Here is a 13,204-nt window from a genome sequence, read left to right on the forward strand (position 1 = left end):
CTTCGCCAGCGAGCACTCCAGCTCACTCAGAAACCGAGCTCGAGCCCCGCGTCCGACAGGCGCTTCTTCGCCTGCCACGCGCGACGGGTCGCGCCGAGCGCGAGCGGCGCGAGGATCGCGGCGCTCCCCGCGAGCGGCACCTCGAGCAGCGTGAACGCCGTGACGAACCCCGACGTCGACGCGAGCACCGCCCATCCCAGCGCCACGCACGCGACCATCACACCGAGCACGCTCGCCGCGACGTTCGCGGGGAAGTGATTGCGCAGCACCATCAGCGAGAGCCCGAGCTGCACCGCGCCGAGCCCGCTGAGCGCCCACGGCACGACGTTGTAGAGCGGCTCGTGGAACGAGGCGCTCGTCGTGAACTGCAGGCCGGTGAGCACGGCGATCGCGCCCGACATCCCGCCCACCGCAGCCGCCGCTTTGGTCGTGCCGCGCACCTGCAGCTCGGCGAGATCGCGTTCTTGCTCGGTCTGCTGCGACGAGTCGGTCATGATTTTTCCGAGGGGCAGCATCGCGCGCACGCGCGGCGCTTGTCCAGGTCGGTCTCGCGGAGGTAGACGCGATCCCGTGCTCCAGGCTCACGTGCTCGCGGTGCTCGCCGCCATCGCCACCACCGAGGACCCTTCGGCGATCCGCGATGCGCGCGTCGCGGCGTACCGTCGGGTGCCCGTCGCGCTGCGCGGTCCGGTGCGCACGCGCGTCACGCGCGCGGTGTCCGACGCGATCTTCGTGACCCGACACGGCGGCGACGAGGCGCACGTGCATCGCCTCGCGTACCTCGCGGTGATCGGTCGCGAGCCTCCGCCCGGCGATGAGGTCGCCGCGGTGCGCGCCGCGTTCGACGAGGCCCGCGCCGCGCGCCCCGAGCGCGAGCGCCCGAGCACGGCGCGCGCGCTGATCGTCGGCATCGTCATGCTCGCGATGCCGATCGCGATCGCGGCGTGGTGGCTCTGGCCCCACGATCCCTACGCCGCGCTGAGCGAAGCGCTCCCGCCCTCGCGCGGCGCGTACGTCGAAGGAGGCCGCCCCGATCCCGGCACCGCCGCGCAGCGCGCGGTGTTCGAGGCGCGACTGCCCGCGTTCACGATCGCGCTCGATCGATGGCGCGCATCCCGCGATCCGAATGCGCGCGCCGCGGTCGACGCCGAGCGCGAGGAGATGCTGCGCGCCGCACGCGGTGCGCTCGGCGCCGACACCGTCTCGTTCCTCGACGCGGTGCTCACCCAGTCGATCGCGGTGGTCGAAGGCGGCGTCGATCGTCACGCCGCGGAGAGCCACGTGCGCTCGGTCGACGCGCTCGACGCCGCGATCCAGGGCGAAGGGCTCGCGTATTACGTCGACGCGGAGGTGCTCACCGAGCGCGCGACCGGCGCGAGCCGGGTGTACCTCTCGTCGTTCACCGTCGAGAACGTCGCGATCTACGAGGCCGAAGGACGCACCGTGCGCGCGCTGCGCCTGCGTCGTCTCGATCGCCTCAACTTCGCGCGCGCCGTGCTCGGCTTCACGCGCCCCCAGGTGCGCGATGCGCTGGTGCTCGGCGAGCGCGTCGAGGAGCACCTGGTGCAGGCGATCGTCCCTGCGCTCGCGTCGGACGGTGTGCTCGCGCTCGCGGGCGACGACGATCTCGCGCTGCGCGACGAGACCGCGCGCGTCGCCGCGATGGGCGTGCGCGACGAAGCGCCGCGATGGCTCGGTGGAGACGGCGCGAGCGCGACCGAGCTCGGCGCGATCTTCGCGCGACGTCACGCGCTCTTCGTCGCGTGGTCGGAGCGTCTCTCCGAGCGCGGCATCGTGCTGCGCGAGCCCGACGGCTACGTGCTCGACCTCGAGCCCTACGCCGCGCTGACGAGCGCGCTCGCCGCACACGAGCGGCGCGAGCTCGAGGCGCTCACGACGTCGCTCGAGGACGAAGGGCACCAGCGCACCTACCGCGCGATCGAAGCGCGCTTCCTCGCGTCGATCGAGCGACACGAGGTCCAGCACCGGCTCGACTACCTCATGGGCACGCTCGGCACGCTCTCGCCGCGGCTCGAGGCGATGGTGGGCCCGCTGCGCATGGGCGACGTCGTGAACCTGCTCGCGGAGCGCTCGAACGCCGAGCTCAGCGCGTACCTCAGCGAGCTCGCGCGCGACGCGACGCTGGTGCGCGCGAACCTCGCGTTGCTCCTGCGTCACGTGTTCGATCGGCGGCTCTGGGGCACCGCGGAGTGCCACGCCGCGCTGGTGATTCTCGAGGGGCTCGCCGATCGTCTCGCGATCACGCACGGCCCGCTCGTCGTCGCGCGCCGCATCGATCGTGCGGAGGCCGCGCGCATCCACGCGGCGATCACCGCGCGCGCCGACGACGACGTCCAGCGCGAGGCACGCACGCTCTGGGAGGAACTCTACCAGCGCCCGCTGCCTGCGCTCCGCAGCGGCGCGCGCGCGAGCGACGACACGCCGTGAGTAGTCACCAAGGCGACAGGTGTGCTATCGACTTCGCTTTCGTTCTCGTGGTCACATCGAAGAGGACCCCGGGACCAGACGCCACGAGCTCGGTCGTATGCCTCGAGACGCCCTTCGCCTCCGCTCGGCGCTGCTGCTCGCGCCGCTCTTCCTGGCCGCGTGCTCGGGCACGCTGAGCGGCAGCGCGCCCGATCCAACCGATCCCGGCGACCCGACCGATCCGGCGACCGACGCGTCGATCGGACCGGGCCCGGTCGACGGAGGGAGCCCGCCGGTCGAGCCGCCGCCGCCGGGCGATCCGCTCGCCGAAGCGAACGTGATGTTCGTCGGTCACTCGCTGATCGGCTGGGGCATGCCTCCGATCCTCGAGTCGCTCGCCGACGACGCGGAGCGCACGCACGCGTGGGACCTGCAGCTCGGCATCGGCGCGAACCTGCAGTGGCAGTGGGATCGCGGCGCGCCCGAGGGCGTGAACGCGCGCGAGATGCTCCCGACGGGCCGCTTCGACGTGCTCGTCGTCACCGAGGCGATCCCGCTCGAGACGCAGATCGAGTTCGCGAACAGCGTGCAGTACGCGGGCAACTACTACGACCTCGCGCAGCAGTCGCGGCCGGGCACGCGCGTGTATCTCTACGAGACCTGGCACCAGGTGACGCTCTCCGACTTCCGCGCGCGGCTGACGTCGGATCGCGCGCTGTGGGAGCAGATCGTCGACGGCGTGAACGCGACGCGCTCGGGGCCGGACATGCAGATGATCCCGGCGGGCACCGCGCTCGCGCGGCTGGTGGATCGCATCACCGCGGGGCAGGTGCCGGGCTACGACAGCGCGCAGGATCTCTTCGTCGACGACATCCACCCGACGCCCGCGCTCTTCTACTTCGTCGCGTGCGTGCACTTCGCGACGATCTACCGGATGAGCCCGGTGGGGCTGAGCGAGCGGGTCGTCGATCGGTACGGCGCGCCGGTGCAGGGCGGGCCCTCGGCTTCGGTCGCTCGGATCATGCAGGAGATCGCCTGGGAGGTGGTCTCGGCGGATCCGCGAGCTGGGGTTCGGGAGTAGGTCGAAGCCGCCGATTCAGCGCGCCTGCGGGACGCCCTCATCGATCGGCCACGCCGACTGCGCGGAGCAGGCCGGACCGTGCTCGTGCACGTGCTCGTCCGACCTGCTCGTCCACGTGCCACCTGCGCGTGCTCGGCCGTCCCGGCGCGCAGGCACCCGACCGATCAGTGCGCCGCTTCCGAGCTCTCCGACGACGACCCGTGCTCCTCCGGATGCGCCGGGTTCGTGATCACCAGCACGACCAGTGCGACCACGAAGAGCAGGAACGGCACGATCCCGAGCATCCCGCCGAGCACGCTCGCGCTCATGCCTTCGTTGATGCTCGTCTCGACCGTGCCCGATCCGAAGTTCTTTTCCTCGATCTTCGAGCCGATGCGGCTGCCGATCAGAGCGAAGCCGGTACAGGAGACGATGAGCCCGAGCACGATGAGGATGAACGTCAGCATGGTGTTGGTCCGTGTTGCGACCTACGAGCCTACGTGAACGCGATGGGCACGAGAAGAGCGACGTTTGCTCCCGCGCGCGGACCGCGGTAGCCCGGGTGACGATGCGCACGTTCCACCTCCCTGCCGCCGCCACCCCCTTCGAGCGCGGGGTCGCCCACGGCCGCGCCTTCGCTCGCGAGATCGCGGAGATCGCGGCCATCCGCAGCGAGCTGGCGCAGCAGCAGGGGCTCTTCCGCAGCGACGCCGAGCTCCTCGCCGTCGCCGAGCGACACCTCCCGGTGCTCGAGGCCTTCGACCCGGCGCTGCACCAGGAGCTGCTCGGCATCGCCGAGGGCGCCGCGCTCCCGCCCGCGCGCATCGTCGTGCTCAACCACTACACCGACCTCAAGGATCTCGATCCCACCACCGTGCTCGGCGGCGAGCGACGCGGCGCCGATCCCGATCGCGACGACGAGTGCAGCGCGATCGTCGCGGGCACGCGCGAGGGCGCGATCCTCGGGCAGACCTGGGACATGCACGGCTCGGCCGCGCCCTACGTGCTCATGCTGCACGTGCCCGCGTGGCAGGACCGTCCCGCCGCGTGGCTTCTCTCGATCACCGGGTGCCTCGGCATGGCCGGCATGAACGACGCCGGCGTCGGCATGACGATCAACAACCTCAAGAGCCACGACGCGCGCGTCGGGCTCGTGTGGCCCGCGCTGGTGCGTCGCGCCCTCGCCGAGCGCAGCGCCGATGCCGCGCGCGACGTCGTGCTCGGCGCGCCGCTCGGCTCCGGACATCACTACCTCGTCGCCGATGCGCAGCGCGCGTTCGGCATCGAGACGTCGGGCCGCCTCGCCGAGGTGTGGGCCGAGCTCGACGTGTCGAAGCCGGGCGGCGCGTTCCATCACGAGAACCACTGCCTCGGCACCGAGGTCGCGAAGGTCAGCTCGATCGCGAGCACGAGCACCACGCGCGAGCGCTTCGCGTTCCTCGACGCGAGCCTGCGCGAGCACACCATCGAGAGCGCGCGTGATCTCTGGTCGCGCCTCGGCTCGCACGAGGGCTACCCGCGCAGCGTGTGCACGCACCTCGCGAGCGAGCGCGCACCGCACGCGATGCTCACCTGCGCCGGAGTGCTCATGAACCTGAGCGAGCAGCGCATCTGGGCCGCGCCGGGGTGCATCCACGGCGTCGACCCCGAAGAGCTGCGGTTCTAGTTGCTGATCGTCAGCGTGAACTGCGCGCACGACACCGGGAACCCGGGGCGCCGGTAGACCCGCACGAGCACCGAGCCGTTGTTCCCCACCGGCGGGATCACGTCGTAATAGCCCGGGGGGCCGGTCATGTACGTCTCCCAGTCGGTCAAGCCGTTCGACACGCCGCCCTCGTTGCCGCACGAGGTCGCGGTGCCGGTGCAGTTGGTGCGCACGTCGAAGCGGAACTGATCGCTCGGGTTCGTCGTGAACCGGATGCGCGGGTGGTAGCTCGGGCTCGTGTTGGTGGCGAAGCGCGCCATGTACCAGGCCTCGGTCCCGCCGACCGCGAGGTTCGCGCTGACCGTGGTGGTCTGGGTGATGAGCAGCGTGGGGAGCACCATCGGCGTCGCGCACGACTGGCTGATCGACGAGGCCTGGCACTCGCAGCCGTTCGCGCACACGCCGTCGATGTTCTGGTAGCCCGGCGCGCACCCGACGATCTGACACGTCCCGCCCGCGCAGCTCGTCGCGGTCACGTTGCCCACGCACGTCGTCGCGCACGCGTTGCCGCATGCGCCGCAGTGCTGCGCATCGTTCGTCACGTTGGTCTCGCACCCGGTGCCCGCGAGCCCGTCGCAGCTCTGGTAGCCCGGATTGCACGCCGCGATCTGGCACGTGCCGCTCGAGCAGAACGACGTCCCGTTCACCGACGAGCACGCGTAGCCGCACGTCCCGCAGTGCGCGGTCGACGTCTGCGTGTGGGTCTCGCAGCCGGTCGCCGCCTGGCCGTCGCAGTTGTCGAAGCCGGGCATGCAGCTCCCCACGTCGCACGTGCCGTTGGTGCAGACCTCGCCCGCGTTCGCGAGATCGCACGCGTTGCCGCACGCGCCGCAGTGATCGACCGACGTCTGCGTCCTGGTCTCGCATCCGTCGCCGGGCAGACCGTTGCAGTCGTCCCAGCCCGGATCGCACGCGCCGATCGCGCACCCGCCGTTCACGCAGATCGCCGTCGCGTTCGCGAGGTTGCACGCGTTGCCGCACGCGCCGCAGCTCGTGACGGTCGAGAGCACGTTCGTCTCGCATCCGTCGCCGGGCAGCCCGTTGCAGTCGTCGAACCCCGCATCGCACGCCGCGACCGCGCACACGCCGTTCACGCACGCCTCGCTGCCGTTCGCGATCTCGCACACGTCACCGCAGGCGCCGCAGTGCGCGAGCGTGTTGCGGGTGTCGACCTCGCAGCCGTCGCCGGGCGAGTCGTTGCAGTCGGCGAACCCGGGATCGCATCCCGCGACCGCGCACGCGGAGTCGACGCACGAGGGCGTCGCGTTCGGCAGCGAGCACGCGTTGCCGCAGGTGCCGCAGTGCTCGACCGCCGTCGGGAGCGCGACCTCGCATCCGTCGTCCGGCTGCCCGTTGCAGTCGCCGTAGCTCGTGTCGCAGCTGCCCACCGCGCACGCGCCGCCGATGCACGCCGGCGTCGCGTGGTCGACCGTGCACACGTCGCCGCACGCGCCGCAGTCGCTCACCGTCGTGCCGAGATCGACCTCGCAGCCGTCCTCGGGCATCGTGTTGCAGTCGTCGAAGAGCGGATCGCAGGCGCCCACCACGCACGCGCCGTCGACGCACGCGGGCGTCGCGTGCGCCGTGGTGCACACGTCGTCGCACGCGCCGCAATGCCCGACGTCGGTGCGGGTGTCGACCTCGCAGCCGTTGCTCGCCTCGCCGTCGCAGTCCGCGAACGACGGGAGGCACACGAAGCCGCATCCGCCGTCGATGCACGTCGCGCTCGCGTTGGGCGGCACCACGCACGTCTCGCACGACGCGCCGCACGCGGTCGTGTCGTCGTCGGCCGCGCAGCGATCGCTCCCGCACGCGTGGTAGCCCGCGTCGCACGCGACGCCGCACGCCGAGTCGACGCAGCTCGCGGCGCCGTTCGCGGGCACCGGGCACGTCCCGCCGCACTCGCCGCAGTGCAGCTCGTCGGTCGTGGTGTCGACGCAGCTCGAGTCGCAGCGCGTCGGGGTCGCGCCCTGGCAGCCGCTCACGCACGACGCGCCGGCCTCGCTCGACGCGCAGAGCGGCGTGGGCTCCGCGCACACGGTCTCGCAGGCGCCGCAGTGCTCGGCGGTCGTCAGCTCGGTCTCGCAGCCCGGCGCGTCGCTGCAGTCGCCGAGCCCCGGCTCGCATGCACCCGTGAGCACGCACGCGCCCTCGACGCACTGCACCGCGTCGCCGTCGACGCCGGGCAGCGCCGTGCAGTCGACGTCGCAGCCGCCGCAGTGCCGCACGTCGCTCTGCAGGTCGACGCACGCCTCGCCGCACGTCGTGCCGGTGCAGCCCGCGTCGGGATCCACGCCGCCGCCATCGGGGTCGGCCGCGTCCGGTGGATCGACGTGTCCTCCGTCGAGCGATCCGCCGTCGGGTCGTGGAGCCGCGCCGTCCATCCCCGCGTCGCCGCCCGGAGGATCGTCCCCGCCGCCGCAGCCCGGTGCCGCGATCGCCAGCACCAACAGCGCGCCGAGCGCGAGGACGACCGAACGTGGACCGATGGCGGATGCAGCGACGACCATCCCCGGATGGTATCCGGGAACGGCGGATCATCACACGGGGGGTGGAATGGGATTCTTCACTTCCGCTGCGCGAACCACGCCGCGGTGCGCCGGATCCCCTCGGCGAGCGGGACCGTCTGTCCCAGGCCCTTCCACGGCTCGAGCACCGAGCGCTCGACGTCGCCCGCGCGCTTCGGCCCGAACTTGAGATCGGTCTTCGCGCCGAGCGCCTTCTCGATCTCGCGCGCGAGATCGAGCGTCGTCGTGGCCACGCCGGTCCCGATGTTCACGACCGTCTCGCCGATCTCGCCGGAGAGCGCGAGCACGTTCGCGCGCACCACGTCGTCGACCATCACGTAGTCGCGCACGCACCCGGGATCGCCCGACTCCTTGCGCGCGTTCACCTGGATCGGCTGACCCGCGATCAGGCGCTGCGAGAAGATCGCGACGACGCCGGCCTCGCCGTGGGGATCCTGACGCGGCCCGTAGACGTTCGCGTAGCGCAGGATCGTCGACTTCAGGCCGTGCTGGTGGCGGTAGTAGTTGAGGTAGGCCTCGACCGCGAGCTTGCTGCACGCGTAGGGGCTCAGCGGCATCGGCGTGCGTCCCACCGACGCGCGCTCGGGCTCCGGGATCTCGCCGTAGATCGCGCCGCCGGTGCTCGCGAAGACCACGTGCTTCACGCCCGCGCGCACGCTCGACTCGAGCAGGTTGAGCGAGCCCTCGACGTTGATGCGCGCATCGCGCTGCGGCTCGCGCGTGCTCACCGACACGCTGACCTGCGCCGCTTGATGGCTCACCGCGTCGGGCTTGAACGTGCTGACGACGTCTTCGAGCGCCTCCGCGTCGCGGATGTCGATCTCCACGTGCTTCGCGCCGCTCGGCACGTTCTCGCGGCGTCCGCTCGAGAGGTCGTCGATGATCAGCACCTCGTGCTTCGCGGCGAGGCACGCATCCGCGACGTGGCTCCCGATGAAGCCCGCGCCGCCGGTGATGAGGATTCGCATGGCGGCGGAAGCTAGCAGGACGCGCGCCCGCACGGCCACTCCCGGGGGGCGAGGGCGGGGGCGAGGGCGAGGGAGGGGGCGAGGGCGAGGGCGAGGGCGGGGGCGAGGGCGAGTGAGGGGGCGAGGGCGAGGGCGAGGGCGAGGGCGGGACGCGCGAGCGCGCGTGCGACCGCGGCCGTGGATGCGGCGCGATGGCGCGCTGGGGCTCGGATGTCCCTACCGTCCGCGCACTCTCGCCGTTGGCTCGAATCGGCTCGCCCGCCGGTCCCTACCGTCCCGCCGAGGGCTCAGCCCGCGGTCGCGGCGGGGCGGGGATCGCGCGCGGTGCGCACCCACGCTTGATCCTTGCGCGACGCGCGGAGCAGCGAGGGCAGCTTCATCGCCTTCTGTGCGACGTAGAGCGGCGCGCGCGCGAGCGCGCTGACGTCCTCGGCCGTGCCTCCACCGACGTAGAGCGCCGAGAGCACGTGCGCGCCCACGAGCCCGAGCGCGCCCGCCGCGTAGAGCTGCGTCGGCGGGAACGGGATCACGAGCACGCAGAGCAGCGTGCCCACGTGCGTCGCGAGCGGCAGGAGCAAGAGCTCGCCGAGCGGCTCGAGCATCGTGCGATTGCCCGCGAGCACCTCGCGCAGCAGCGGCGGCACGTGCTCGCGGATCATGCGGAACCGTCCGCCCTCCCAGCGCGCGCGCTGGGTGTCGATCCCCTCTTCGCTCGTCGGCATGTCGGCGCGCACGAACGTCTCTTCGACGAAGCGGATCGCGAAGCCCTTGCGCACCAGCATGAGGTGGTACTCGAGATCCTCGACCACCGAGCGCGCGGTGTACGGCAGCACGTCGAGCACGCGGCGGTGCAGGCCGAAGCCGTTGCCGAGGATGCCGACCGAGAGCCCGAAGCGCTCGCGCGCACGCGGACGCGCGACGTTGAACGCGAGGAACGCGACGTTCATCAGGCGCGCCTTGGGGCCGGCCTCGGGGTTCGCGACGAGGTAGCGCGACTGCACTCCATCGGCGCCGCCGCCGAACGCCGTGGCCATCGCGACGAGGAAGCCGGGCGCGACCTCGGTGTCGGCGTCGACCACGAGCACCGCCTCGACGTCGGGATCGGCGAGCACGTGCGCGAACGCCATCTCGAGCGCGTAGCCCTTGCCGCGTCGCTCGCGATCCTGGCGCTCGATCACCTCGGCGCCGGCCTCGCGCGCGCGGGCTGCGGTCGCATCGGAGCAGTTGTCGGCGATCACGACGATGCGCGCGCCGTTGGGCGGCGCCTCGCACGCGAGCAGGCTGCGCACGCAGGTCGCGATGCCGCCCTCTTCGTCGTGCGCTGGCACGACGACCGCGAGCTTGCCGCAGCGCGCGGGATCGCCGCGTCGTGGCTCGCGTGGGAGCACCGAGCCGAGCGTGAGCGCGGCGAGCTCGAGGGTGCCGGGGAGGGTGAGCGCGGTGCCCGCGAGGCCGAGGCTCGTGAAGAACATGGCGGATGAGGATACCGCGGGACGGCCGGGCGCGCGGGAGGATTGCGAGGCGGTCCGAGGGCCGGGGCGCGCGGGTGCGGGCGAGGGCGAGGGCGAGGGCGAGGGCGAGGGCGAGGGCGAGGGCGCGGGCGAGGGCGCGGGCGCGAGGGCGAGAGCGAGGGCGAGGGCGCTCCTGTATCGTGGCGCTCGCTGTCGGAGGTTTCGATGTACGGACCGTCTGAGCTCACTGGCTCGCTGACCGAGCGCGCGCGCGTCGCGCAGCACATCGCGCGCGCCGAGCGCGCGGCCCTCGATCGCGACGTGTCGTCGCTCCCAGCGCTCACGCGCTTGGTGCGCTCGCTGCTGCTGCGCGAGCTCGCGCGTTATCGACGCGCCGCGCGCTTTCCGATCAACCGCGACTTCGCGGCTCGCACGCCGTACTTCGTCGACGCCGAGGGCACGCGCTGCGCGATGGCGCACCTGCTCGAGCTCGGCGGCGAGCACGACCTCGTCGCGCGCATCGCGCGCGAGCGCAACCACGCGTACGTGCGCGACCTCGCGGACGAAGCGCGCCTGCTCGCGTGGCTCGCCGCCGCGGGCCTGAGCGTCGGCGAGGCCGCCGCGATCCAGCCCGAGTACTGCGCGACGAACGCGGCGTGTGTGTGCGGCGACTCGCTCTCCGCTGCGAGCTTGCCTTATCCGGTGCCGGCGATCGGCGTGCTCGAAGGTGTGATCGTCGATCTCGGCGGCGCCGGGCCCGCGATCGTGCGGATCGATCAGGTGCATGGCGACGGCGTGGGCTGGGCCCCCGGCGACACGATCCACACGTTCCATTCTCGCGATGCCGAGGTCGGCGCGCGCGTGCTCGCACCGGTCGACGCCACCTCGGCAGGACGGGGAGCGCACGATGCCCCGCTCGGCTCGGTGCTGCTCCACGAGGACGACACCCTCACCTGTGTCCCGTGGGAAGGCCCCGCGAGCACGCTCTCGCGCGACCTCTTCCTGCGCGCCGTCCGATCGAGCGACTGTGTGGGCACGCTGGTCGCGGACGATCCTCGCTGGTCGCGCCGCGACTGCGACGCCGAGGGCGGCGGATGCGCTGCGTCGGGCCTCCAATCGAGCGCGCCGACCACGCTCGGCATCCTGATCGCGATCGTCTCGGTGCTCGCGATGCGCGGGCGGCGCGAGCGCGCGAAGGACTGAGCGCGGAACGCGATCGGATCGCGCGCCGCCGCACCGAGGCAGAGCGCGATCGCCGACGATCTCGCGCCGATCGCGACGAAAGCGAGGTCGATCGACCCGAATTCGCACGGCCACGCACCCGAATGTCCTGTGATTCCAGGTGGATGAGTGATGTCCTCAAACGGTGTAGTGATCGTCGACATCGGGTGTCGCCGAGGTCGGCGTCGGGTGTGCCCGAGGTCGGCGTCGGGTGTGGCCGAGGCCAGCGTCGGGTGTGGCCGAGGTCAGCGTCGGGTGTGGCCGCGGCCAGCGTCGGGTGTGGCCGAGGTCAGCTCGGCCGCTGGTCACAAGAGGCGCACCCGCTTCGTCACCAGCAGGCCACCGGGCACACCGACCGCGATCGCCGCGAGCACCACGATGCCGGCGAGCGAGACGCCGGTCGCGCGCTCGACCACGCCGTGCAGCGTGTACGCCGCGAGCGCGATCCCGATCACCGCGGCGCTCATCACCAGGTCGAGCCCGAGGCGCGACGCGCGCACCTGGCTCGCGGCGTACGCGGTCGTCGCGTAGGGCGCGAGCGTCGACGCGCACACGAGGCCGGCCACGCCGACCACGCCCCAGGTGTGGAAGACCGGCAGGAAGCCGACGCCGAACACGATCGCCTTCACGACCGTGCCGTAGGTCGCGAAGCGCGGCTCGCCGCGGCCCATCGCGATCATCCCGTAGCCCATCTGCAGGATGCTGAACCAGGTGTCGATCGACAGGACCGCCATGAGCGGCCCGGCGTCGTGGTAGCGGTCGTCGTAGAGCAGCTCGATCAGCGGCACCGCGACGCCGATCGTGCACGCGACCGGCACGATCAGGAGCACCATGAGCTTCCAGCGCAGCTCGCGGACCTTGCCGTGCTCGTGCTCCCGCAGCGCGGCGGCGACCAGCGGGTAGTAGACGCGCTGCGCGAGCTGACCGACCACCTCGCGCGGCATCAGCGCGAGCGCGAGCGCGACCGAGTAGATGCCGAGCTGCTCCTCGGGCACGAAGCCGCCGAGCAGCAGGCGATCGATCTGCAGCGCGATGAACGTCGCCGCGGTCGACACGAAGATCCACCGGCCGAACTGGAGGATCTCCTTGCGCGCCGCGGGCTCCCACGCGAAGCGGTGCTTCACGCCGCGGATCAGCAGATGGCTGAACGTCATGCGCAGCAGCGCGGCGACGAGCCCGTTCACCAGGAGGCTCACGACCGACCGCGTGTAGTACGCGGTGATGCACATCGCGGCCGCGGCGATGACGGTCGAGAGCAGCTCGGTCGCGGTGACGCGCCCGAGGTTGAGCGCGCGGTTCTGCGTGAACAGCGCCATCGAGGAGAAGCCCTCGATCAGCGCGGTCGATCCCGCGACCGGCACCATCCACGCGAGATCAGGGATGCCGTAGATCAGCGAGAGCGGATAGCCGATCGCGGCGGCGACGATGAACAGGTAGAGGCCGCGCAGCGCCTGCAGCGTCCACGCGGTCTGCACGAAGATCGGATCGTCGCCGCGCTTGCTCTGGATGACGCTGATGCCGATCCCGACGTCGGCGAACATGTGCAGGCCCTGCAGGAACACGTTCACCAGGGCCATCACGCCGAACGCTTCGGGGAAGAGCAGCCGCGTGAGCACCAGGTTCGCGGCGAAGCGCGTGAGGTTCGCGCCGGCGTGGCCCACGAGCGTCCACGCCGAGCCGCGCATCGCGCGCGAGCGGACCTCGCCTCCGCCCTTGGGCGCCTCGGTCGGCGGGGGCGCCGGCGTTTCGTCGTCGGGGAGGGCGGACGCAGGCTGTGCCGGCGGGCTCATCGGTCACCCGAGGCGGTCTCTCGTCGGACCCTCATATCGGGCACCGTGTGTAGC

At 72.2% G+C, this 13,204-nt stretch carries 10 protein-coding genes; 4 read left to right on the forward strand and 6 right to left on the reverse strand.

Features of this window, described 5'->3' with window-relative positions; genetic code table 11:
* Positions 1–26: 26 nt before the first annotated feature.
* Positions 27–494 carry a hypothetical protein gene (locus I5071_RS45200; protein ID WP_236519658.1) on the reverse strand — a complete coding sequence of 156 codons (468 nt, stop codon included), beginning with the start codon at positions 492–494 and terminating at the stop codon, positions 27–29.
* A gap of 76 nt (positions 495–570) precedes the next feature.
* Between I5071_RS45200 and I5071_RS45205 the strand changes: the two genes are divergently transcribed.
* Positions 571–2,448, forward strand: coding sequence for a hypothetical protein (locus I5071_RS45205; RefSeq protein WP_236519659.1), 1,878 nt, complete (start codon positions 571–573; stop codon positions 2,446–2,448).
* Positions 2,449–2,545: 97 nt separating this feature from the next.
* On the forward strand, positions 2,546–3,508 hold the full coding sequence (locus tag I5071_RS45210; RefSeq protein WP_236519660.1) for a hypothetical protein: 963 nt from the start codon (positions 2,546–2,548) through the stop codon (positions 3,506–3,508).
* A 164-nt stretch (positions 3,509–3,672) separates the two neighbouring features.
* On the opposite strand, the gene I5071_RS45215 is transcribed toward I5071_RS45210, so the two are convergent.
* Complete coding sequence (locus tag I5071_RS45215; RefSeq protein ID WP_236519661.1) at positions 3,673–3,954, reverse strand: hypothetical protein; 282 nt, start codon at positions 3,952–3,954, stop codon at positions 3,673–3,675.
* 101 nt (positions 3,955–4,055) lie between these two features.
* Here I5071_RS45215 and I5071_RS45220 point away from each other — a divergent pair, with 101 nt between their 5' ends.
* On the forward strand, positions 4,056–5,153 hold the full coding sequence (locus I5071_RS45220) for a C45 family autoproteolytic acyltransferase/hydolase (RefSeq protein WP_236519662.1): 1,098 nt from the start codon (positions 4,056–4,058) through the stop codon (positions 5,151–5,153).
* On the opposite strand, the gene I5071_RS45225 is transcribed toward I5071_RS45220, so the two are convergent.
* The 3 genes from I5071_RS45225 to I5071_RS45235 all read right to left on the reverse strand — a co-directional run bounded on the left by I5071_RS45225 (position 5,150) and on the right by I5071_RS45235 (position 10,160).
* Positions 5,150–7,702, reverse strand: coding sequence for a hypothetical protein (locus I5071_RS45225; RefSeq protein WP_236519663.1), 2,553 nt, complete (start codon positions 7,700–7,702; stop codon positions 5,150–5,152). The genes I5071_RS45220 and I5071_RS45225 overlap by 4 nt on opposite strands.
* Before the next feature lie 56 nt (positions 7,703–7,758).
* On the reverse strand, positions 7,759–8,688 hold the full coding sequence (locus tag I5071_RS45230; protein ID WP_236519664.1) for an NAD-dependent epimerase/dehydratase family protein: 930 nt from the start codon (positions 8,686–8,688) through the stop codon (positions 7,759–7,761).
* A gap of 287 nt (positions 8,689–8,975) precedes the next feature.
* Positions 8,976–10,160, reverse strand: a complete 1,185-nt coding sequence (locus tag I5071_RS45235; protein WP_236519665.1) for a glycosyltransferase family 2 protein — start codon at positions 10,158–10,160, stop codon at positions 8,976–8,978.
* A gap of 204 nt (positions 10,161–10,364) precedes the next feature.
* Here I5071_RS45235 and I5071_RS45240 point away from each other — a divergent pair, with 204 nt between their 5' ends.
* Positions 10,365–11,342, forward strand: a complete 978-nt coding sequence (locus tag I5071_RS45240) for a hypothetical protein (RefSeq protein ID WP_236519666.1) — start codon at positions 10,365–10,367, stop codon at positions 11,340–11,342.
* Positions 11,343–11,665: 323 nt separating this feature from the next.
* On the opposite strand, the gene I5071_RS45245 is transcribed toward I5071_RS45240, so the two are convergent.
* Entirely contained in the window at positions 11,666–13,150 is a 1,485-nt protein-coding gene (locus I5071_RS45245) for an oligosaccharide flippase family protein (protein ID WP_236519668.1), read from the reverse strand.
* Positions 13,151–13,204: the final 54 nt, after the last annotated feature.

It is taken from the genome of Sandaracinus amylolyticus (genome assembly GCF_021631985.1).
In the GTDB taxonomy this organism is placed as follows: Bacteria; Myxococcota_A; Polyangia; order Polyangiales; family Sandaracinaceae; genus Sandaracinus; species Sandaracinus amylolyticus_A.

Coding starts and splice junctions, on each gene's coding strand:
- I5071_RS45200 (WP_236519658.1), bottom strand. CDS start 494: ATGACCGACTCGTCGCAGCAGACCGAGCAAGAACGCGATCTCGCCGAG.
- I5071_RS45210 (WP_236519660.1), top strand. CDS start 2,546: ATGCCTCGAGACGCCCTTCGCCTCCGCTCGGCGCTGCTGCTCGCGCCG.
- I5071_RS45215 (WP_236519661.1), bottom strand. CDS start 3,954: ATGCTGACGTTCATCCTCATCGTGCTCGGGCTCATCGTCTCCTGTACC.
- I5071_RS45220 (WP_236519662.1), top strand. CDS start 4,056: ATGCGCACGTTCCACCTCCCTGCCGCCGCCACCCCCTTCGAGCGCGGG.
- I5071_RS45225 (WP_236519663.1), bottom strand. CDS start 7,702: ATGGTCGTCGCTGCATCCGCCATCGGTCCACGTTCGGTCGTCCTCGCG.
- I5071_RS45230 (WP_236519664.1), bottom strand. CDS start 8,688: ATGCGAATCCTCATCACCGGCGGCGCGGGCTTCATCGGGAGCCACGTC.
- I5071_RS45235 (WP_236519665.1), bottom strand. CDS start 10,160: ATGTTCTTCACGAGCCTCGGCCTCGCGGGCACCGCGCTCACCCTCCCC.
- I5071_RS45240 (WP_236519666.1), top strand. CDS start 10,365: ATGTACGGACCGTCTGAGCTCACTGGCTCGCTGACCGAGCGCGCGCGC.
- I5071_RS45245 (WP_236519668.1), bottom strand. CDS start 13,150: ATGAGCCCGCCGGCACAGCCTGCGTCCGCCCTCCCCGACGACGAAACG.